Origin of the sequence: Bradyrhizobium liaoningense, from assembly GCF_018130955.1 — a bacterium.
Lineage (GTDB): Bacteria > Pseudomonadota > Alphaproteobacteria > Rhizobiales > Xanthobacteraceae > Bradyrhizobium > Bradyrhizobium liaoningense_C.
This window is the reverse complement of the sequence record NZ_JAFCJM010000091.1, coordinates 1-21,892: the sequence shown is the minus strand read 5'-3', so window position 1 is coordinate 21,892 and position 21,892 is coordinate 1. Positions and strand designations below refer to the sequence as shown.

The 21,892-nt window shown below is 64.7% G+C and carries 19 protein-coding genes; 18 read left to right on the top strand and 1 reads right to left on the bottom strand.

The annotated features are described in order from the left end of the window. Window positions 1-16: 16 nt before the first annotated feature. Window positions 17-1,297, bottom strand: a complete 1,281-nt coding sequence (locus JQ632_RS36645) for an FGGY-family carbohydrate kinase (protein ID WP_212407580.1) — start codon at window positions 1,295-1,297, stop codon at window positions 17-19. A 162-nt stretch (window positions 1,298-1,459) separates the two neighbouring features. On the opposite strand from JQ632_RS36645, the gene JQ632_RS36640 reads away from it, so the two are divergent. The 18 genes from JQ632_RS36640 (at window position 1,460) to JQ632_RS36555 (ending at window position 21,471) form a co-directional block, all read left to right on the top strand. Then, window positions 1,460-2,491, top strand: a complete 1,032-nt coding sequence (locus tag JQ632_RS36640; protein ID WP_212407579.1) for a sugar-binding transcriptional regulator — start codon at window positions 1,460-1,462, stop codon at window positions 2,489-2,491. Window positions 2,492-2,514: 23 nt separating this feature from the next. Next, on the top strand, window positions 2,515-3,954 hold the full coding sequence (locus JQ632_RS36635; RefSeq protein WP_212407578.1) for an extracellular solute-binding protein: 1,440 nt from the start codon (window positions 2,515-2,517) through the stop codon (window positions 3,952-3,954). Window positions 3,955-4,110: 156 nt separating this feature from the next. Then, entirely contained in the window at window positions 4,111-5,040 is a 930-nt protein-coding gene (locus JQ632_RS36630; RefSeq protein WP_212407583.1) for a carbohydrate ABC transporter permease, read from the top strand. 16 nt (window positions 5,041-5,056) lie between these two features. Then, window positions 5,057-5,914, top strand: a complete 858-nt coding sequence (locus JQ632_RS36625; protein WP_212407577.1) for a carbohydrate ABC transporter permease — start codon at window positions 5,057-5,059, stop codon at window positions 5,912-5,914. Window positions 5,915-5,918: 4 nt separating this feature from the next. Beyond that, window positions 5,919-7,025, top strand: a complete 1,107-nt coding sequence (locus JQ632_RS36620; protein ID WP_212407576.1) for an ABC transporter ATP-binding protein — start codon at window positions 5,919-5,921, stop codon at window positions 7,023-7,025. 21 nt (window positions 7,026-7,046) lie between these two features. Continuing rightward, window positions 7,047-8,156, top strand: coding sequence for an ABC transporter ATP-binding protein (locus JQ632_RS36615; protein ID WP_212407575.1), 1,110 nt, complete (start codon window positions 7,047-7,049; stop codon window positions 8,154-8,156). Window positions 8,157-8,158: 2 nt separating this feature from the next. After that, window positions 8,159-9,739 carry an FGGY-family carbohydrate kinase gene (locus tag JQ632_RS36610; protein ID WP_212407574.1) on the top strand — a complete coding sequence of 527 codons (1,581 nt, stop codon included), beginning with the start codon at window positions 8,159-8,161 and terminating at the stop codon, window positions 9,737-9,739. Further along, the gene (locus JQ632_RS36605) at window positions 9,732-10,772 is read left to right on the top strand and encodes a 2-hydroxyacid dehydrogenase (RefSeq protein WP_212407573.1); all 1,041 of its coding nucleotides are present in this window, start codon (window positions 9,732-9,734) and stop codon (window positions 10,770-10,772) included. Before JQ632_RS36610 ends, JQ632_RS36605 begins: the two co-directional genes overlap by 8 nt. A gap of 19 nt (window positions 10,773-10,791) precedes the next feature. Then, complete coding sequence (locus JQ632_RS36600; protein WP_212407572.1) at window positions 10,792-11,544, top strand: class II aldolase/adducin family protein; 753 nt, start codon at window positions 10,792-10,794, stop codon at window positions 11,542-11,544. After that, entirely contained in the window at window positions 11,544-13,052 is a 1,509-nt protein-coding gene (locus JQ632_RS36595; RefSeq protein ID WP_212407571.1) for a glycerol-3-phosphate dehydrogenase, read from the top strand. Before JQ632_RS36600 ends, JQ632_RS36595 begins: the two co-directional genes overlap by 1 nt. A 160-nt stretch (window positions 13,053-13,212) precedes the next feature. Next, window positions 13,213-14,544: an extracellular solute-binding protein gene (locus JQ632_RS36590; RefSeq protein WP_409363535.1), complete on the top strand. Its 1,332-nt coding sequence runs from the start codon at window positions 13,213-13,215 to the stop codon at window positions 14,542-14,544. Further along, entirely contained in the window at window positions 14,541-15,581 is a 1,041-nt protein-coding gene (locus JQ632_RS36585) for an ABC transporter permease subunit (RefSeq protein WP_212407570.1), read from the top strand. The genes JQ632_RS36590 and JQ632_RS36585 overlap by 4 nt, the downstream gene beginning before the upstream one ends. A gap of 4 nt (window positions 15,582-15,585) precedes the next feature. Then, window positions 15,586-16,506, top strand: a complete 921-nt coding sequence (locus JQ632_RS36580; protein WP_212407569.1) for an ABC transporter permease subunit — start codon at window positions 15,586-15,588, stop codon at window positions 16,504-16,506. 9 nt (window positions 16,507-16,515) lie between these two features. Beyond that, window positions 16,516-17,277 (top strand): glycerophosphodiester phosphodiesterase family protein, encoded by a 762-nt coding sequence (locus JQ632_RS36575; protein WP_212407568.1) that lies wholly within the window; start codon window positions 16,516-16,518, stop codon window positions 17,275-17,277. Further along, the gene (locus JQ632_RS36570; protein WP_212407567.1) at window positions 17,274-18,803 is read left to right on the top strand and encodes an alkaline phosphatase; all 1,530 of its coding nucleotides are present in this window, start codon (window positions 17,274-17,276) and stop codon (window positions 18,801-18,803) included. The genes JQ632_RS36575 and JQ632_RS36570 overlap by 4 nt, the downstream gene beginning before the upstream one ends. Window positions 18,804-18,901: 98 nt before the next feature. Next, the gene (locus JQ632_RS36565; RefSeq protein WP_212407566.1) at window positions 18,902-19,849 is read left to right on the top strand and encodes a sugar-binding transcriptional regulator; all 948 of its coding nucleotides are present in this window, start codon (window positions 18,902-18,904) and stop codon (window positions 19,847-19,849) included. A 148-nt stretch (window positions 19,850-19,997) separates the two neighbouring features. After that, window positions 19,998-21,017, top strand: a complete 1,020-nt coding sequence (locus tag JQ632_RS36560; RefSeq protein ID WP_212407565.1) for a zinc-binding dehydrogenase — start codon at window positions 19,998-20,000, stop codon at window positions 21,015-21,017. A 64-nt stretch (window positions 21,018-21,081) separates the two neighbouring features. Next, window positions 21,082-21,471, top strand: a complete 390-nt coding sequence (locus JQ632_RS36555) for an NUDIX hydrolase (RefSeq protein WP_212407581.1) — start codon at window positions 21,082-21,084, stop codon at window positions 21,469-21,471. Window positions 21,472-21,892 lie beyond the last annotated feature (421 nt).

Genomic DNA, 21,892 nt, shown 5'->3' with positions numbered 1-21,892 from the left:
TCGATCGTCTCAACCATCATGGCGGGCCGCCTCGCAAGGCCAATAGCGCCGCGCCGTAGCTTGCCTCCGTCTCCTCGGCGACGGTCACGGGAACGCCGAGTGCGCGCCGCCTGATTTCGGTCCAGGCCGCGTTCTTCGCACCGCCACCGATGCTGATGACGCGCCGCAGGCTTGGCGCCCCGAGCTGGGCGAGGCGTTGATAGGCGAGCGCTTCGACCCCCGCGATGCCTTCGAGGAGGCCCTGGAAGAAACGATGATCTTCGGCTGGACGCGGCGTGACCCTTGCCGGCAATGCCGGATCGGCAATCGGAAAGCGCTCGCCGGGCTTGGGCAGGGGATAGTAGTCGAGCCCGGTCGGCATCTCCGGCTTTATTTGCGTCGTCAACCGGTCCATCTCGGCGGCCGTGAAATGAGTGAGCAGCGCTCCACCGCCCGAATTGGAGGCGCCGCCCGCGAGCCAACGTTCGCCAAGCCGGTGAGAATAGACGCCCTGATTTGCAGCGAAGATCGGCCGTGTCGCGAGCAGCTTCACGACCAGCGTCGTGCCGAGCGAGGTGACGGCATCGCCAGGCGTATCGGCGCGCGTCGCAATGAAGGCCGCGACACCGTCAGTGGTGCCGGCCGCGACGCGCGCTGCCGGCGACAGGCCGAGCGTGGATGCGACCTCGGGATCGATATCCGCAAAGGGTGTTCCCGGCACCAGTACCGTCGGCAGTAGCTCACGCGACACGCTGAGCTCGTCGAGCCAGGCCGGCCAGGTGCGAGTCACGGGATCGTAGCCGAGCTTCAGGACGTTGTTTTCGTCGCTGATGCCGTGATGTCCGGCCAGCCGGCCGGCGATCCAGTCAGCCTGATGCACGGCAAAGCGCGCTCGGCTCGCCTCGCCGCGACCGGACAGATACAGCAGCTTCGCCAACGCGCTGCTCGCGCCGTGCGCGCCGCTGCCCGCCGGCGCCACCGCCGCAATGCGCGCGGCCTCAGCTGCCGCGCGTGCGTCATTGTACATCAGCCCCGGCGTGCAGGGCCGGCCCGCGGCATCGATCATCAGGAGGGTGCCGGACGTGCCGTCGACACAGACGCGCTTGACCGCCTCCAGATCGAGGCGGCGGCCGAGCTTGCGGACCGCATCCGCCGTCGCATCCCACCAGAGTTCCGGATCCTGATCGATGGCGTTGCCGTCTTGCCGGGGCGGGGGAAGGGGCGCCGAGTCCATTCCGAGGAGGCTGCCGCGTGCATCGACGGCGCAGGCGCGAACGCCGCCGGTTCCGACGTCGACACCGAGGAACACGCCTGCCATTCGACCTCCACAGCGTCATGGCGACCGCATTTTCCCGAACAGCGCCGGAGGAACGCAGTCGCCGCTTGATTGCAGCGCAGCACGTTTGGGGGATTGACGTTCTAACGCGCCTCTGCAATTTTTTGCAAGACGTGAAGAAAATTGCAAGCGGGCTTTTCCGGCGTGGCGACATCCTCCGACAGGCTGCCGATGGTTGACGGTGAGGCGTCGCTCGCAACGCGGGCGGCGTGGCTTTACTTCGCCGCCGGGCTGACCCAGTCCGAGGTCGCCGACCGCCTCAACATCCAGAGCACCAAGGCGCATCGTTTGATCGCGCGCGCGAGCCGCGAGGGCATGATCCGCGTCTTCGTCGAAGGCCCGGTGGCCGAATGCGTCGCGCTGGAGAACACGCTGACCCAGCGCTATGGCCTCGCCTTCTGCCGCGTCGCGCCCGATCTTGGGGAGGGCGACCTGCCGCTAAAGGCTCTGGCGCTCGAGGGCGCGAGCTTCTTGCGGCAGATCCTTGAACGCGGCGAGCATAAGATCATCGGCGTCGGTCACGGCCGCACGCTCGCGGCCGTGGTCGAGCAGTTGCCGCAGACGCCGGCGCGCGAGGTGCAATTCGTCTCGCTGCTCGGCGGACTGACGCGGAAATTCGCCGCCAATCCGTTCGACGTCATTCATCGACTGGCGGAGCGTACGGGCGCCGAGGCCTATCTCCTGCCGGTACCGGTGTTTGCCAATTCGGTCGCCGACCGCGCCGTGCTGATGCAGCAATACGGCATCGCGGACGTGTTTGCGCTCGCGCGCAAGGCCTCGCTCCTGTTTGTCGGCATTGGACAGATCCATGCCGAGGGGTTCTTGGTCTCGAGCGGCATGATCAGGCCGGACGAGGTCGTCGAATTGAAGCGGGCCGGGGCCTGTGCTGATCTGCTCGGACATTTTTTCAATGCCGACGGCGAGCTGCTCGACATCGACCTGTCGGCGCGCGCCACCTCGATGGAGGCGGCAGACCTCAGGAAGCATCGCATCGTCGCCATCGGCGGCGGGCTTGCCAAGGTGACGGCGTTGCGCGCGGTGTTGCGCAGCCGCCTCCTGCACGGCCTCATCATCGACGAGGCGACCGCTCAGGCCCTCGCAACGGACAAGCCGGAGGCAACATCCGGCAAGGAAAAGAACACGAAGACCAAGAACACGGGTCGGAAGGGAAAGTAAACGCGCAAAACGGGAGGTAACTCATGTACGATCGCGAGAAGAATCTGTTCGACTCCTACGCCGCCAAACGCATCAGTCGGCGTGATCTACTGGACGGCGCCGCCAAGCTCGGCATCGCCGGCGTCGCCGCCAACTCCGCCTATGTCTCCGCGATGTCGCGGGCCATGGCGGCAGACTTCAACTGGAAGGCCTATAGCGGCAAGACCGTCAAGCTGCTCTTGAACAAGCATCCTTACGTCGATGCGATGATCGGCGATATCGAGGCGTTCAAGACGCTCACGGGGATGAACGTCGCCTACGACATCTTCCCGGAGGACGTCTATTTCGACAAGGTGACGGCGGCGCTCTCCTCCAAATCGGACCAGTACGACGCCTTCATGACCGGCGCCTACATGACCTGGACCTATGGTCCTGCCGGCTGGATCGAGGATCTCAACGCCTACATCAAGGATCCCGCCAAGACCAACCCCGCCTTTGCCTGGGACGACGTGCTGCCCGGCCTTCGTTCCTCGACGGCGTGGGACGGCGTTGCCGGCTCTGAGCTCGGCTCGGGCAAGGCCAAGCAATGGTGCATCCCGTGGGGCTACGAGCTCAACAACATCGCCTACAATCGCAACATCTTCGACAAGGTCGGCGTCAAGCCGCCGAAGAATCTCGACGAGATGCTCGATGTTGCCGCGAAGATCACCAAGGACGCCGGCGGGCCTTACGGCGTCGGCGTTCGCGGCTCGCGCTCCTGGGCCACGATCCATCCAGGCTTCCTCTCGGCCTACGCGAATTTCGGCCAGAAGGATTTTGTGATGGAGGGCGGCAAGCTGAAGGCCGCCATGAACACCAAGGCCTCGAAGGACTTCCACGAGAAATGGGTCAAGATGATCCAGACCTCGGGCCCGAAGAACTGGTCGACCTACACCTGGTACCAGGTCGGCACGGATCTCGGCGCCGGCGCCTCCGGCATGATTTTCGACGCCGACATTCTCGGCTACTTTATGAATGGCGGCGAGAACAAGGAGCGGGGCAACCTCGGCTATGCGCCGTTTGCCGCGAACCCGGCCGCCAAGGCGCCGACGCCCAACGTCTGGATCTGGTCGCTCGCAATGTCGAGCTTCTCCAAGCAGAAGGATGCGGCCTGGCTGTTCATGCAATGGGCGGCCTCGACCGAGCACGATTTGTTCGGGGCCCGCAAGATGGACTTCGTCAATCCGGTCCGCGCCTCGGTGTGGAAGGACTCAGAGTTCCGCGACCGCATCGCAAAGTCCTATCCTGGTTATCTCGAGCAGCATGATGTCTCGGCTCCGGGCGCCAAGATCTACTTCACGGCGCAGCCGCTGTTCTTCGACCTGACGACGGAATGGGCGGCATCGCTCCAGAAGATGGTGGCCAAGGAGGTCAGCGTGGACGAGGGGCTCGACAAGCTCGCCGACAGCATCAACCGTCAGCTCAAGCAGGCAGGCCTTGGGTGAGCAAGTCTTGGGTGATTTGCCTTGGTTGAACTGCCTCGTTTAACGCCTTGCGTGGCGCCGATTCCTCCGCGCCACGCCAACCCGCCGGTTCGGAACGCCTACCCGATCCGGGCCGGCGGTGTTGAAGCCAATGCGTGATCCCGTATCATCATGAGCATGGTCCAGCTGTCCCAGACAACAAATGTGCTTCCGCGCCGCACCACGAGGCTGCGCGGGCGCATGCTGCCTTACCTGCTGAGCCTGCCGGCTCTGCTCGTCTGCATCGCCATCCTCGTTCCCTTCGTGACCGCGGCGGTCTATTCGCTCCAGCGCTACCGGCTGAACCTGCCGTATCTGCGCGGCTTCATCGGGGTCGACAATTACGTCGACTTCCTCTCCGACCCCGCCTTCTGGAACACGCTTCGCATCTCGCTCACCTATACCGCGCTGACGGTGGTTCTCGAACTGCTGCTCGGTTTGGGCATCGCCTTGCTGCTGCGGCGACCGACCCGCTTTCACAATGCAGTGTCGATCGTGCTGCTGCTGCCGCTGATGACCGCACCTGCGATCGCCGCGCTGATGTGGAAGCTCATGACCAACCCGAGCTTCGGCATCCTGTCCTATCTCGTGAGCCTGTTCGGCGTGCATGACTTCAAGTGGGCATCCGATCCGTCGAGCGCGCTGTTCACGGTGGTGCTGGTCGACATGTGGGTCTACACGCCCTTCATCATGATCCTGCTCCTCGCCGGGTTGCGCTCGCTGCCGCGGCAGCCGTTCGAGGCAGCGGCGCTCGATGGCGTGCCGGCGAGCTTCGTGTTCTTCCGCATCACGCTGCCGATGCTCGCGCCCTACATCATCACGGCCTCGCTGTTCCGCCTGCTCGATTCAATCCAGCAGTTCGACATCATCTACGCGATGACGCAGGGTGGCCCGGGCGACCGGCTGATGGTGTTCCAGGTCCAGGCCTATCTCGAATTCTTCCAATACACCAATGTCGGCCGTTCGGCGGCGCTGCTGATGATCCTGTGGCTGATCACCAATATCCTGTCGAACATCTTCATCAAGAACTGGCTGCGGCTGCGGGCGCGCGCCCACGGCCACGCCTGAGGAAGGAGAGATGGAGATGGATCACTCCAGTCTCGCAGGGCGCATCTTCCGCGGCATAGCGCTCGCGCTCGTGCTCGTCTTCTTCATGTTTCCAATCGTCTGGATATTCCTGATGTCGTTCCAGACCAACGAGCAGATCCTGCGGATCCCGCCGCACATCCTGTTCGAGCCGACGCTCGCCAACTATCAGGCCCTGATCTCGGGGCAGCTCCGCACCACGGCCGGCAATCTTGAGATTTCCTTCATACGCAACCTCATGAACAGTTTTGCGCTGTCGAGCGCGGCCGTGGTCTTGGCCCTGCTGCTCGGCGTGCCCGCGGCCTATGCCTTTGCGCGGTTCAAGTTCCGGCTCGGCGAGACCATCGCATTCACGCTGCTCTCGTTCCGTTTCGCCCCGCCGCTGCTCGTGCTGCTGCCGCTGTCGCTCTACTACCAGCAGCTCGGTCTCAACGACACCTATTTCGGCATTGTCTGGGTCTATCAGCTCATTGCGCTGCCGCTGATCCTGTGGATCGTGCGCGGCTATTTCGAGGACATCAGCCCCGACATCGAGCATGCCTACCGGCTTGCGGGACATTCCTGGCGCGAGGCATTCACGCGCATCGCCGTGCCGCTCGCCGGCCCCGGCATTGCGGCGGCCGGTCTGCTCTCCTTCATCTTCTGCTGGAACAATTTTGTGTTCGCGCTGATCCTGGCCTCGGCCGACAAGCAGCCGGTCACCGTGGGCGCGCTGGCCTTCGTCACGGCGTCCGGCATCCAGTACGGCCAGATCGCGGCCGCGATCGTGCTCTCGGTCACGCCGACCCTGCTGCTCGCGCTCTATGCGCAGCGCTACCTGGTCGAAGGTCTGTCGCTCGGTGCGGTGAAAGGCTGACGGCATGGCGCGTCTTGAACTCAACGCCGTCGGCAAGTCATTCGGTCCGGTGCGCTGCGCCGACGATCTGTCGCTGGCGGTCGAGCCCGGCGAGATCGTCGCGGTGTTCGGCCCGTCCGGTAGCGGAAAGACCGTGCTCCTGCGCATGATCGCCGGCATGTTCGAGCCCGACAAGGGAGACATTCTGGTCGGCGGCCAGTCGATCGTGGGCGCGCCGCCGGAACGGCGCGGGATCGGCATGGCCTTCCAGAACTTCGCACTGTTTCCGCATATGAGCGCGCAGGACAACATCGCGAGCGGCTTGCGCGCCAAGGCGGCCGCGGGCGAAGTGGCCTCGCGGGTCAAGTCGATCAGCCGCCTCCTGAAGATCGAGCACGTGCTCGGTCACATGCCCCGCGAATTGTCGAACGGACAGAAGCAGCGCACCGCGCTCGCGCGTGCGCTGATCGGCAATCCGGAGGTGCTGCTGCTCGACGATCCCCTGCGCAACGTCGATGCCAAGCTTCGCTACGAGATGCGCCTCGAATTGCCCAACCTGTTGCGGCGGAGTTCGGCTGCGGTGCTCTATGTCACCCAGGACTATCGCGAGGCGATGGCGATCGCCGACAGGATCGCGGTCCTGATCGACGGCCGTCTGGTGCAGATCGCGCGCCCCGAGGAGATCTATGCAAGGCCGGCATCCGTTGCTGTCGCGCGCCTGTTCGGCGATCCGAGCATCAATCTGGCCGAGGTCGAGCCGGTCGCCGGGCAAGGGTCTTTCAACGCACAAGTCGCGGGGACCGCGGTTCGCCTCGAAGCCGCCGATCGCGAGGCTGCGGATCTCGGCCCGTGCTGGCTCGGCGTTCGCCCCGACGATCTCGTCGTCACCCGGCAGGCGGGCGAGAATGCCATTCCTGCGCGCATCGTGGCGATCACGCCGATGCATGAGAAAGCCGTGCTGCTTCTGCGCTTTTCCGACGGCTCCGAGTGGCTGGCGGCCTTGCCACAGGACTCGTCGATGGCGAGCGCCGAGGACGGCGTGTTCGTTTGCTTCGCGCCGGAAGCCGCACTCCTGTTCGACCGCGCGACGGGCCTGCGCGTCGGCCTGCCGTATCGGCGGCAGGCGGCCTGAAACGGGGAGATGACCTTCGGCATGCTCGAGATCAGGAATGTGGACAAGGTCTACCAGAGCCGCGGCAAGCCGCCGGTCCATGCCGTGCGTGCGCTCGACATGGAGGTCGGGAAGGGCGAGATCGTCGCGCTTCTGGGCTCGTCCGGCTGCGGCAAGACTTCGACCCTGCGGATGATCGCGGGCTTCGAGAGCGTCACGTCGGGCGCAATTACCCTGGGGCAGCGGCGGATCGACGAGTTGCCGCCGGCGCGGCGCAAGGTGGCGATGGCCTTCGAAGGCTATTCGCTCTACCCGCCGCTCACCGTTCGCGAGAACATCGCCTTTGCGTTGAAGGCGCAGCAGCGCTCGCATGGCGAGGTCTCGCGCCGTGTCGATGCGATCGCGCGGCTGGTGGAAATCGAGGATATTCTCGACAGCTATCCGCGCTCGATCTCCGGCGGGCAGCAGCAGCGCGTCTCGCTGGCGCGGGCCCTGGTGCGCGACGCCGATCTCTATTTGCTCGACGAGCCGATGGGGCAGCTTGAGCCGCAGCTCCGCGCGGTGCTGCGCGGGCGGATCAAGGGGCTGCTCGCAGAGCGCGGGATGACGGCGATCTTCGTCACCCATGACCAGACCGAGGCGAGCGCGCTCGCCGACCGCATCGCGGTCATGGAAGACGGGGTGCTTCAGCAATTCGCGAGCGAAAGGGAATTGAAGGAACATCCCGCCAACCTGTTCGTCGCGAGCTTCATCGGCGAGCCGCCGATGAACCTGCTCGAGACCGAGGTCGCCCGTGCCGACGGCGGCATCCGCCTGTCGGTCGGCCCGGAGGTGACATTCCGGATCGAGGGGCGAACGCTGGACCAGGGCGCGCGGCAGATGCTCGAGCAGACCGCGCGCATCCGAGTCGGCATCCGGCCTCAGAAGATTGCCGTCGGCAGCGGCGATGTGCGCGTGCGTGTCGTCTCCAACCAGTGGCTGGGCGACCAATCGCATGTCGCGGGCGAATACGATGGTCGTCTCCTCATCGCGGTGACGCCGAACAAGATCGCGGCGCGGCCGGGGGACATCATTCCCTTTGCACTCGAGCCGCGGCATCTCCACCTGTTTGGCGCCGACGGCACTTGCATTCGCCATGCGGAGGCGGCCTGATCATGCGCACCTCGCCGAGCCGCGACGTCATCATCGGCATTGATGCAGGCACCTCCCTGATCAAGACGGTCGCGTTCACCCGCGACGGCCGCCAGCTCGGTGAGTTCTCGCTGCCGAACAGCTATACGACATCAGCCGGTGGCCATGTCGAGCAGGACATGGCGCGGACCTGGAACGACACGGTCGCCGCGCTCCGTGGCCTGGTGGCGGCGGTCCCTGACCTTGTGTCGCGGCTCGCGGCCATCGCCGTGACCGGGCAGGGCGACGGCACCTGGCTGATCGACGACGACGGCCGGCCCGTCGCGCCAGCGCTGCTCTGGCTCGACTCGCGTGCCGCAGGCCTTGTCGAGGACGTTCGCGGCAGCGAGCGCAACGCTGCGCTCTACCGGCGGACCGGCTCGGGCCTCAATGCCTGCCAGCAGGGGCCGCAACTGGCCTGGCTGCAGGCGCATGCGCCGGAAAGTCTGTCGCGCGCCCGCACCGCCTTCCACTGCAAGGATTGGCTCTACTTCCTGCTCACCGGCCAGCGCGCGACGGATCCGTCGGAAGCCACCTTCTCCTGCGGCGATTTCCGCAAGCGTCGGTTCGACGTGGAAAGCGCGCGCCTGATCGGCATCGTCGATTGCACTCGCCTGTTTCCCGACGTCGTCGACGGCGTGACGACCACGCATCCGCTCGATGCCGGCGCGGCGCTGGAGACCGGCCTGCCGCAGGGCGTTCCGGTCTCGCTCGGCTATGTCGACGTGATCTGCAACGCGCTGGGCGCGGGCCTCTACGATCCGGCGCCGGACGTCGGCTGCACCATCATCGGCTCGACCGGCATGCATATGCGGCTCGCGCCAAACGCCGATGCGGTGGTGCTCAATGCCGAGGCGACCGGCTACACCATGCCGTTTCCTGTCCCCGGTCACTATGCCCAGATGCAATCCAACATGGCGGCGACGCTGAATATCGACTGGCTGCTGGATCTCGCGCGCGACCTGCTCGCCGCCGAGGGCGTTGCGCGCTCGCGCGCCGACCTGATCAAGCGGCTCGATGCGCGCGTTCTCGAGGCGCGGCCCGGCGAGCTCCTGTTCCACCCCTTCATCTCCGATGCTGGCGAGCGTGGCCCGTTCGTCGCGCACGAGGCCTGTGCGCAATTTCTCGGCCTGCGCACCCGTCACGGCTATTGGGACCTGATGCGGGCGGTGATGGAAGGCCTCGCCTTTGCCGCGCGCGATTGCTATGCCGCCATGGGGACGTTACCGCGCGACGTGCGCATCACCGGGGGCGCCGCACGCAGCCGGGCGCTGGGCGCGATCCTTGGCGCCGCGCTCGAATGCAATGTTCGTGTCTGCAGCCGCGGCGAGGCGGGCGCTGCCGGCGCCGCGATGATCGCGGCAGTGGCGACCGGGCTGTATCCCGACATGACGGCCTGCACGGAGGAATGGGTGAGACCGTATCTTAACGCGCCGCAGACACCCGATGCGACGCTCGCTGCGCATTATGCGCGGATGTTCCCGGCCTATCTGGATGCCAGGCTTGCGGCGCGGCCGGTCTGGAAGCAGCTCGCGGCCGTGCGTGCGGGAGCCGGTCATGCCTAAAGCCATCGCCATCGTCGGTGACCGTTTCATGCTGCCGAGCGTCTTTGCCGAACGGATCACGGCAGCCTGCGGCAACGGCATCGACATCCGTATCCTGGAGCAGCCTTGGCCCGACGAGCCCATGGAGCACGGTTATGCCGGCTCGAAGCTCGACGGATTGAAGGAGTTCATGGGCGATCCCGACGAGGTCGTGCACTTCATCGCCGACGCTTCGCTCCTTGTCACGCATCTCGCGCCAATCTCGCGATCAATGCTGCAGCGTCTGCCGAACCTCAAATTCATTGCGGTGTCGCGCGGCGGCCCCGTCAACGTCGACATGCAAGCCGCGCGCGATCACGACGTGCTCGTGGTCAACACGCCCGGCCGCAACGCCAGCGCGGTGGCCGAGTTCACCATCGGCGCCATTCTCGCCGAGACGCGCCTGATCCGCAGCGGACATGAATCCTTGCGCGCCGGCGAGTGGCGGGGCGATCTCTATCGCGCCGACCGCACCGGGCGCGAGCTCGGCGAGATGACGGTCGGCATCGTCGGCTATGGTGCCATCGGCACCCGGGTCGTCAAGTTGCTCAAGGCATTCGGTTGCAGGATCCTGGTGACGGATCCTTACGTCCAGCTCAGCGCACAGGATCGCAATGACGGCGTCGAGCATGTCGGCTTGAGCGAGCTTCTTTCGCGCGCCGACGTGATCAGCCTGCATGCGCGCGTAACCGCCGAGACCACCGGCTTCATCGACCGCGCCGCGCTGGCGCGGGTCAAGCCGGGCGCAGTATTCATCAATACCGCGCGCGGGCCCCTGGTCGATTACAAGGCGCTGTTCGAGGCGTTGTCAGCCGGCCGGCTTGCCGGCGCGATGCTCGACACCTTTGCGGTCGAGCCGGTCCCGCCGGATTGGCCGCTGCTGCAACTGCCCAACGTGACTCTGACGCCGCACATCGCGGGGGCCTCATTGCGCACCGTCACCATTGCCGCCGACCAGGCGGCCGAGGAGGTTCGCCGCTATCTTGCCGGCGAGCCGCCGCTCAATCCGTGCTGAAGACGAAAGGTATTTTGCCATGACCCGCGAGGAGCGACAGTTGCGCGAGGCGATCATCGCCAAATGTCGGTGGATGAACGCATCGGGGCTCAATCAGGGGACGTCGGGCAACATCTCCGCCCGCTACAAGGATCGGATGCTGATCACACCGTCGGCGACGCCCTATGACGCGATGAAACCGGAGATGATCGCCGCGATGCCGCTCGAAGGCGAGCACGGCTCCTGGGAGGGACCGCTGCAGCCCTCCACCGAATGGCGCTTTCATCTGGACATCATGCGGGGCCGGCCGGATGTCGGTAGCGTCGTTCATACCCATTCGACCTTCGCCACCGTGCTCGCGATCGCGCGCAAGCCGATCCCGGCCTGTCACTACATGATGGCGGCGTTCGGCGGCCACGACATCCGCTGCGCCGGCTATGCGCGTTACGGCACGGCCGAGTTGTCGGAGCTCGCGCTCGAAGCGCTCGAAGGCCGCAATGGCTGCCTGCTCGCCAATCACGGCATGATCGCCGTCGGCGCCAACCTCGACAAGGCGATGTGGCTGGCGGTCGAGCTCGAGACCATCGCGCGGCAATATTATCTCTCGCTTGCCTTGGGATCGCCGCACATTCTCAGCGAAGCCGAGATCGCCGACACTGCGAAGGGCTTCTCGACCTATGGTCTCCAGCAGCCCAAATCCAAGACTGCTTCGAAGGCGAAGCCGGGCAGGGCACGCGCACCTGCAAAGGCGGCAGCGCGACGACGGATCGAGAAGAAGCGCAGCAGGATGTGATGACGGAGACTGCGCCGGTCACGGGCAGGGATCACGGGCTTGTCGACATCGCCATCATCGGCGGTGGCATCAACGGAGCCGGCATCGCGCGCGATGCGGCGGGCCGCGGCCTGAAGGTCCTGCTGTGCGAGAAGGGCGACTTTGCCGAAGGCACCTCGTCGCGCTCCGGCAAGCTCGTTCACGGCGGTTTGCGCTACCTCGAATATTACGAGTTTCGCCTCGTGCGCGAGGCCCTGACCGAGCGGGAGGTCCTGCTCGCGTCCGCGCCGCACATCATCTGGCCGATGCGTTTCGTGCTGCCGCACTCGCCGGAGCAGCGGCCGGCCTGGCTGGTTCGCACCGGGCTGTTTCTCTACGACCATCTCGGCGGCCGCAAGCGGCTGCCGTCGAGTCGTGGTCTCGATCTCGCGCATGCGCCAGAGGGCGCGCCACTGCGCGCCGAGTTTCGCCGCGGCTTTGAATATTCGGATTGTTGGGTCGACGACGCGCGGCTCGTGATCCTCAATCTGGTCGATGCCGCGCGCAACGGCGCGATCATCCTGCCCCGTACCCGCGCTGTGAACGCGCGCCGGGAAGCGGCGGCATGGCGCCTAGAGATGCAGGGAGATGATGGCGGCACGCAGATCGTCCGTGCGCGAGCGCTGGTCAACGCCGCAGGTCCCTGGGTCCAGGACGTCGTCCAGGGTGTCGCCGGGTTGAACTCCGCGCACAATGTGCGGCTGGTCAAGGGAAGTCACCTGGTGGTGCCAAAATTCTGGAGCGGTACACAGGCCTATCTGCTTCAGAACGCGGACCGTCGCGTTATCTTCGTCAATCCTTACGAGAGGGATCTGGCGCTGATCGGCACGACCGACATTTCCTATGATGGCCGCGCGGAAGACGTCGCGATCGACGAGGGCGAGATCGCCTACCTCCTCGGCGTCCTGCGCCGCTACTTTCGCGCCCCGCCGGACGAGCGGGAGATCGTCCATGCATTTTCCGGCGTCCGGCCGCTTTACGACGACAATACCGAAAATCCGTCCGCGGTGACGCGCGACTATGTTTTCGAGGTTCACGGCACGGAGGGCGTGCCGCCGCTGCTCTCGATCTTCGGCGGTAAGATCACGACCTACCGTCGGCTCGCGGAACACGCGCTGCAACGTCTTGGGTCATGGTTTCCGAAGATGTCGTCCGGCTGGACGGCGGGACAGCCGCTGCCGGGTGGCGACATCGGTAGCGACTTCGATGCCTTCGTCGTCGAGCTGGCGCGCGAATATCCCGACCTTCCGCGCAAGCTGGTCCATCACTATGCGCGCCTGTACGGTACGCGGGCGCGCGAACTGCTGGGTCCGGCCCGCGTCTCGGCCGATCTCGGCCGGCATTTCGGTGGAGACCTTTACGAGCGTGAGGCCGCGTTTCTGCGCGAGAAGGAGTGGGCCAGGGAGCCCGGGGACTTCCTGGATCGGCGCACCAAACATGGCTTGCACCTGACGGCGGCGCAACGGGACGCCTTTGCCTGCTTCATCTAGTTCGTCACCGCCTTAGGCGTGGCGCGGAAGCGCGCCCGACGTCACCCGCTTGCCGCACCACGGGAAGCCATCCGAACCTCTTTCATCATCTCGACACATATGTCATGATAAGAATACAAATGTATAAGCCGGGCCTCCTGCCCGGCAAGGGAGGCTGCCCATGGGTAGGAAAGTCGCATTCATTGCGGCCATGTTCGGCGCGTTGGCATTGGCTGGTCCGGCACAGGCGCGGGTCGAGGTGCAGTGGTGGCACGCCATGAGCGGCGTCTTGGCCGACCGGCTCAATGAGCTTGTCGAGAAGTTCAACACATCGCAGGACAAGTACACGGTCGTCGCGGTTGCCAAGGGCAACTATGATGAGGTGACCAATGGGGTGATCGCCGCCTACCGCGCGAAACGGCCGCCGGAAATGGTGCAGATCGCCGAGCGCGGCTACATGACGATGCTGCTCTCGGGGGCGGTTGTTCCCGTGCAGGACCTGATCGAGCAGAAGGGCTACAAGGTCGACTTCTCGGATTTCATCAAGCCGGTGGCCAGCTTCTGGAGCTACAAGGGGCGGATGTCGGCAATGCCGTTCAACTCGTCGACGCCGATCTTCTGGTACAACAAGGATCACTTCCAGAAAGCCGGCTTCGACAAGCCGGCCGACACCTGGCAGGAGCTGGAGAGCCAGCTTTACACCATCAAGTCCAAGGGAATCAGCGAATGCGGCACGGTGCTGCCCGGCGATTTCTACTGGAGCCTCCTGGAGAACTACAGCGCCATCAACAACCAGCCTTACGGCACGCTCGCAAACGGCTTTGACGGGCTTGGTACCGAGTTCGTCTACAACAAGACGAAGGTGGTCTCACAAGTCGCGCGATTGAAGAAATGGCTCGATGACGGCGTGATGCAGATCGCGGGCCAGGGCTTCAGCCCGGAACAGTTGTTCACCTCGGGGCGGTGCTCGACCTTCGTCAATTCGACCGCATCGCACGGCAATATCGAGCGCAATGCGACCATCAATTGGAGCGCCACCTTCCTGCCGCACGAGAGCGATATCAATCCGCCCCTCAACAGCACCATCGGCGGCGGCGCCATCTGGGTCCTGAAGGGTCACACGCCGGAGCGATATGAAGCGGTCGCGGCCTTTCTGAATTTCGTCGCGCAGCCGGAAACCCAGGTGTGGTGGCATGGCGCAACCGGCTACGTTCCCGCCACGAACCGTGCCTATGCGCTCGCGCGCGAACGTGGCTACTACAAGGATCACCCGACCAGAGAGATCGCCGTATTGCAGCTTTCACGTGGTACGCCGAATGAGAACTCGCGCGGCTTCCGCTTCGGCAATTTCGTGCAGACCATGCTGGCGCAGCGCCAGGAGGTCGAGGCGGTCCTTGCCGGTCAGAAGCAGCCGCAGCAGGCGATGGATGATGCGGTCAAGCGGGGCAACGAGATCTTGCGGCAGTTCGAAAAGCTCAATGCCGGGAAGACTCCGGAAACCGAGCGTCCATGACCTTGCGCCTATCCCTCTCGTGGCGTGACGCGCGCGCGCCCGTGCTTCAGAGGAAGCACGGGGGCGGCCAGTCCAAGGCCGGGCCGGGTGCGGTCGTCGGCCGATCCCGCGTGTCGGGGAAGGCACGTCGTCCCGCGCAAGAGGCAGGACTGAAGCGCGCCAATTTCGGCGACGGCCCCGGCTTGCCGACGCTGCTTCTGCTGCCGCAATTGCTGATTCTCCTGTTTTTCTTCTTCATCCCGGCGCTGCGCGCGCTGACGCAGTCCGTCCTGCTCAGCGACCCCTTCGGAACCACCGTTCAGTTCGTATGGTTCGATAATTTCAAGACGCTATTTGCGAGTAGCGAGTACCGCCAGTCGATCGCGGTGACGTTCTGGTTCACGGTGGCTCAGAATGTGCTTACGCTGGGGAGTGCACTGGTGCTCGCCTTTGCCACCGACAGGATCGTACGGGGTCGTTCGGTCTATCGCACGATCATTCTGTTGCCGTATGCGATTGCGCCGGCGATCGCGGGCATCTTGTGGGCCTTCCTGTTCAATCCGGCGGTTGGCCCGCTCGCGCAGATGCTGCACAGGCTCGGCATCGCCTGGGACCCCAACCTCAATCCGAACGACGCGCTGATCCTGGTGACGCTCGCCGCGTCATGGAAGCACATCTGCTACGACTATATCTTCCTGGTCGTGGGCTTGCTCGCGGTGCCGGTGTCGCTGATGGAGGCCGCCGCGGTGGACGGCGCCGGTCCGATCCGCCGCTTCGTCTCGATCGCGCTGCCGATGCTCGGGCCCACCATCTTCTTCCTCACCGTGATGAACTTCATCTATGGCTTCTTCGAAACCTTCGCCATCATCGATGCAGTCACCAAGGGTGGTCCGGCGGGTGCAACCAACATTCTGGTCTACAAGGTCTTCGTCGACGGCTTCGTCAATCTCGACCTCGGCTCGTCGGCCGCACAATCGGTTCTCTTGATGAGCTTCGCGCTGATCTGCACGCTGCTGCAATTCCGCTACTTCGACCGCAAGGTCAATTACGGAGTCTAGCTCAATGGTGGAGCGCTCGCCCGTCCTTAGCATGGTCTGTCACGCGATCCTGATTGCCGGCGCGCTGACGGTCTGCATACCCTTGTATTTCGCGTTCGTGGCGGGTTCGCTCACCGTGGCCGAGGTTCAGAAGGTGCCGCTGCCATGGCTCCCGGGTGACCATTTCTTCGATAATTTGCAACTGGCCTGGAGCAAGGGCAATTTCAGTCGCACCTTCACCAATTCGATCGTCGTGGCGCTCGGCATCACCGCCGGCAAGATCGCGGTGTCGCTGCTCTCGGCCTTCGCGATCACCTATTTCCGGTTCCGCTACCGGATGCTCGCGTTCTGGCTCATCTTCGTCTCGCTGATGCTGCCGATTGAGGTTCGGATCGTGCCGACCTTCGAAGCCGTGGCCAATGCGGCGCTGCCGCTGCAATGGCTCGCCGACACCCTGCATGTGGCGGACCTGTGGGGCTGGATCAGCGGCCACGAGGTCGCGATCAACCTCGAATGGAACATGGTCAACACCTATCCCGGGCTGATCCTGCCGCTGATTGCGTCAGCCACCGCCACCTTCCTGTTTCGCCAGTTCTTCCTGACGGTCCCGGACGAGCTGTGCGAGGCGGCCAGGCTGGATGGCGCGTCGCCGCTGCATTTCTTCTGGAGCATCCTGCTGCCGCTTTCCGTGCCGAACATGGTGGCGCTTGCCATCATCCTGTTCCTGTTCGGCTGGAATCAATATCTTTGGCCGCTGCTGTTCACGACCGACAAGGACATGGCAACGGCCGTCATTGCATTGAAGGGCCTGATCCCCCGCTCCGACAGCGAGCCGGCCTGGAACGTCGCCATGAGTGGTGCGCTCCTCACAATGTTGCCGCCGGCGCTGGTCGTCCTGCTGTTGCAGCGCTGGTTCATCAAGGGGCTTATCGACAGCAGCAAGTAGGAATTGATCATGGTTTTCATCGTCGGGCATCGCGGCGCGCGCAATCTTTGGCCGGAGAACAGCCTCACGGGCTTCCGCAAGCTGTGCAAGGAGGGTGTCGATGCGGTCGAGTTCGACGTCCATCAGAGCGCGGATGGCGGGCTTGTCGTGATCCATGATCCGCTGCTCGACCGCACCGCATTCGATAGCGGTCCGGTTGGCGAGCGCAGCCTGCGGCGGTTGACGGCAACGCGTCTTCGCGATGCCGGCGACGAATGCATTCCGACCCTCGGTGAGGTGCTCGATGTGTTCAGCGAAACGACGCTCGAGCTCCACATCGAGATCAAGACGGATGCGCTCGGCAATCCCTATTCGGGCCTCGAGGCGCGGCTGATCGACGAGATCAAGCGCCGGGGCCTGGAACGACGTGCCGTCATCACCTGCTTCGTGCCCGGCGTGATCGCGACCGTGCGCCGGCTGTGGCCGGAGGCGCGGGTGCTTGCCTCGCTCGACCGCCGTTCGGCGGAGATGATGGGCGGAGTAGCGTCCGCGCTGGCGCAATTTGCCGCCGTTCCCGACTGCATTGTCGCGGTCGAAAAATCGCTCCTCGGGCTTACATTGCCGCTGGCCCTCAAGATGCTCGGATCCGAGCGTCTCGGTGCATGGGTGACCAATGAGCCGGAAGATATCGCCTATTGGCTTGCCCAACCGGTGCGGGAGATCACGACCGACCGGCCGGATCTCGCGGTGAGCATTCGCCGCAAGCTCGAAACCGTGCCGGCGCGTCCATGATTCCCCGCCGCCGCTTTCTCATGGGATCGCTGGCGAGCGCCGCCTTCGCTGCGCCCGCCGGGTTCGTACGGGGAGCGCCGGTCGCTTTCAGCGCAGATCCTTTCACGCTCGGTGTTGCGTCCGGATGTCCGCGACAGGATCGCATCATCCTGTGGACCAGGCTTGCGCCGCAACCTCTCGACGGCGGCGGCATGTGGGACGCTCCGGTGGATGTCGAATGGCAGGTCGCTGAGGACGAGGCCTTCTCCCGCATCGCCTCCCGCGGTGTCGTGCGGACGACGGCTGGGCTTGCGCATTCCGTGCATGCCGAGGCGACGGGATTGCGGCCGGATCGCCTCTACTGGTACCGCTTCCGCGCGGGTCCGGCGCTGAGCCCGGTGGGACGCACCCGAACCGCGCCGGCCGAGTCGGCGCGCCCGTTCCGTTTTGCCTTCGCATCCTGCCAGCAATACGAGCAGGGCTATTTTGCCGCCTACCGCGACATGGCCGCGCGCGATCTCGACCTGGTCGTGCATCTCGGCGACTACATCTATGAGAAATCCTGGGGATCGCATCACGTCCGCCAGCACGGCGTCGGCATCCCGACGACGCTCGAGGAATTCCGCAACCGCTACGCGCTCTACAAGAGCGATCACGACCTGCAAGCCGCGCACGCCGCCTTTCCCTGGCTTTCGGTCTGGGATGACCATGAGGTGATGGACGACTATGCCAATGATCGCTCCTACACCGTGCGCGATCCCGCGCAGTTCCTGAAGATCCGTGCGGCAGCCTATCAGGCCTATTACGAGCACATGCCGCTACCGCCCTCGGCACGTCCACGCGGCGCGGATGCCACGATCTACGAGCACTATCGCTTCGGCGACATGCTCGACGTGCTGCTGCTCGACGACCGGCAATATCGTTCAGCGTCGGCCTGCGTCGGGAGCGGGCGTCCGACCTGGGTGAGCGACTGTGCAGGCCGGACCGACGAAACGCGGACGATGCTGGGGGAGAAACAGGAACAATGGCTCGATGCACGCCTGCGCGAGTCTCGCGGCCGCTGGACGATCGTTGCGCAGCAGACATTGATGGCGCAGGACAAGCGGGACGGGGACGATGGCCCGCATTTCTGGATGGACGGCTGGGACGGCTATCCCAACGCACGCCGCCGTCTGCTTGATTCGCTCGTCGCGCATCGCCGGCGCAACCCGATCGTGATCGGCGGTGACCGTCACGCCTTCTTTGCCGCCGATCTGAAGCATGATCTTGCCCGGCCTGACGGCCCGACCATTGCGACCGAGTTCGTCGGCACCTCCATCAGCTCGGACGGGCCGAGCGAGAGCAGTGTGCGCAAGGCACTGGCGGAAAATCCGCATCTCGCCTATGCGCGTGGCGACAGGCGCGGCTATGCGACCGTCGAGCTCGACGCCCGGCATTGCACCGTGGGATTCGAGGCGCTCGACGACGTCAAGGACGCCAGGAGCACCGTGCGCCGGCTGACGACATTTGTGGTCGAGGACGGCGCGCCGGGGGCGAAGACCGCATGACGAGCACCCGCATGTCCCCGCATTTGACGAATGGTGAAGGATCGCCTCAAATGATCCGACGTCTGACCATGCTCTAGGCCGCTGCGGGGGGCTGCGCCGTGACCGATCAAACCATCCTGCGGGTCGCCTGGCTCTACTACATGGAGAACCTGACCCAGGCCGAGATCGGCGAGCGGCTGGGGCTGACCCGCGCCCGCGTCAACCGCATGCTGTCGGACGCACGGCAGACCGGCATCGTCAACATCCGCCTCAACTCCGCCTTTGCGAGCTGCACGGAGCTGGAGCACCGGTTGCGCCGGGAATGCGGCCTCGAGGACGCGGTCGTCATCCCGAGCCCGGAGAATCCCGAGCAGGTCGGAAGCCTGATCGGGATGGCGGCGGGAGCGTATTTGTCGAAATTCCTCGAACAGAAGCGCCCGCGCATCATCGGTATCGGCTGGGGCGCGACCTTGCGCGAGACCATCCGCTACGTCACGCCGGCGGACTATCCCGATCTGTCCATCGTCTCGATGATGGGCGGCCTGTCGCGCGGGCTCGAGCTCAACACCTTCGAAATCGCGGGCGAGCTCGCGCACCGGCTGCACGCCCAGTGCAGCTATCTGGCAGCGCCGATTTTTGTCAGCAGCCGGCGCTCCCGCGACACCTTCCTGGCCCAGGAGGTCTATCAGGAGGTGCTGAACAGCGTCGAGCGGATCGACCTGGCACTGTTGAGCATGGGAGACCTGACGCCGCGCTCGCTGCTGATGCGGCATGGGCTGCCGCCGGACGTACGTGCCGAGCATCTGCGGGCCGCTGGCGCCGTCGGCGACGTGCTCGCGCAGTTCCTCGACAAGTCCGGCCGGCCCATCGATCACGGCATCAACAGTCGCGCCATCGCGCTGCCGCTCGAGAAGCTGGCGCGCGTGCCGACGTCGATGCTGATCGCCGGGGGCCTCAACAAGGCGCCGATCATCGCTGCGGTGCTGCGCGGCCGGATCGGCAAGGTGCTGGTGACGGACGAGAACGCCGCCGTCGCCGCGCTGAAGCTGATCGACAAGCAGAAATAGCTGCGGTTTCGCAGCGGACATTGGATCCGCCCGGCGATGCCGGCGTGATCGCCGATCTGCGCCCGGGAAGGGCGCAAAAGCATTTGTCACTTCGGCGTTACATATGTAATATGGCCAGGACAATTGCTCAAAGAGGAATGGCGTCGACATGCGCGCTGCGGTGCTCCAGGACATTCGCGATATCCGCGTCCTCGATATCCCCGAGCCGAGGCCGGTGGCGGAGGACGATCTCATCGTTCGCGTCAAGGCTGTCGGCGTCTGTGGCAGCGATCTGCATTCCTACCTCGAGGGCGGGACGACCGGCCCGGCGCGCGTCAGCCCGTTTGTCCTGGGCCATGAATTCTCGGGTGTCCTCACGCCGGACTCGGCGCGCAAGGCGGGGCTGTCGGCTGATGCGCTGGTGGCGGTCGACCCTTCGATTCCCTGCGGCCATTGTGAATGGTGCCGCCGCGGTCACACCAATCTGTGCCCCAACGTGAAGTTCCTCGGCTACGCGCCACACAACGGCGCCATGGCCGAATTTGTCTGCGTGCCCAGATCCGCCGTGCATTTGGTGCCTGACAGCATCGACCCGGCCGGCGCAGCGATCCTGGAGACGCTCGGCGTTGCGATCCATGCCATGGATCTGGCGCGTCCGCGACTTCTGGAAACCGTGGCGGTGCTTGGCTGCGGGCCGGTGGGATTGTTGCTGGTGCAACTCGCGCGGCTCGCCGGTGCCGGAAAGATCATCGCGATCGACCCGGTCCTGCAGCGGACCGCGCTGGCGTGCGACCTCGGCGCGGATGTGGCGTGCCGCAGCTATGCCGGGGTCAGTGACGTCACCGACGGTCGTGGCGTCGATCTGGTGATCGAGGCGACCGACTCCTCGCACGGCTTCGAGCATGCCGCGCGCTGTGCCCGTATCGGTGGCCGGGTCGTTCTCGTCGGCATTCCCGAGAACAACCAGTACATCCTGAGCGGCGCGGAATCGCGTCGCAAAGGCTTGTCGATCAAGTTTTCACGCCGCATGCCCGAGGTCTATCCGCGGGCCATCGCGCTTGCGCAGGGAGGGCAGGTCAAGCTCACGCCGCTGGCCACGCATCGCTTCTCGCTCGACCAGACGCCTGCCGCGTTCGAGCAACAGGTCTCGCGACGAGATGGAATCATCAAGGCGATCATCAGTCCGTAGATTGACGGGTTGTCTCGGCGAGAATCCGGCGCAATGATTGTAGGCAAGAAGCTGGCTGGTGGTGATGGCGAAATCGTCGAAACTGGTTGTCGCAAGGAAGGGCCGCGTCCTGATGGTCAGACGCAGGCGCGACGGCCTGTGGATGTTTCCAGGGGGCCGCCGGCGGGCGGGCGAGAGCGAGAGGCGCTGCCTTCGTCGCGAGATCAAGGAGGAGCTCCCCAAGCTGAAGCTTGGACCGTTGAAACTCTGGAAGGAAGTGAAGGCGAAGAACCGCCAATCCGGCCGCCGGATGAGTGACGCGATTTTCCTGGCTAAGAAGGTGTCAGGTCGCCTGAAGGTCGGTGATAGGAAGGAGATCGATAGAGCAGTTTGGCGTAAGCCGCACGGCGCCGGATTGACGCCGACCTCGCGCTACATTCGCGATAAGCTGTTTCCCAGACGAGGGCGCCGCTAAGTTGTCTGTGGTTTCAAATTTATTGGCCCGATCTTCACGCCGCTGACAGCGCCGATCCGATAGTGAAGGAAGCGCCAGTCGTCCTCATTCTCGTGCACGACATCGCCGGTACGAGACCAGCCATCCGCAACCTTTGCCGGATACCTGAAACGGTAGTCTTGATCGGTGCCATCCTTGCGGCGGAAGCGTAGCTCTTCGGCCGAAACCGTCAGCGCCTAAAGCATGATCCGGAAAAGTGCGCAGCGGTTTTCCCTCGCGACAAACGCGGAATGCGTTTGCGCGGAGATCATGCTCAAGCAAAGAGCTGAAGCGCGTTGACGATTCAACCTAAAGCCATCGCGCTTTAGCAGGCTGCTGAAGAAGTCTCGATTTTGTGTGATTTAGGTCTTTTTGCAGGGGCGCGTCGAGATCGGATGTCGGA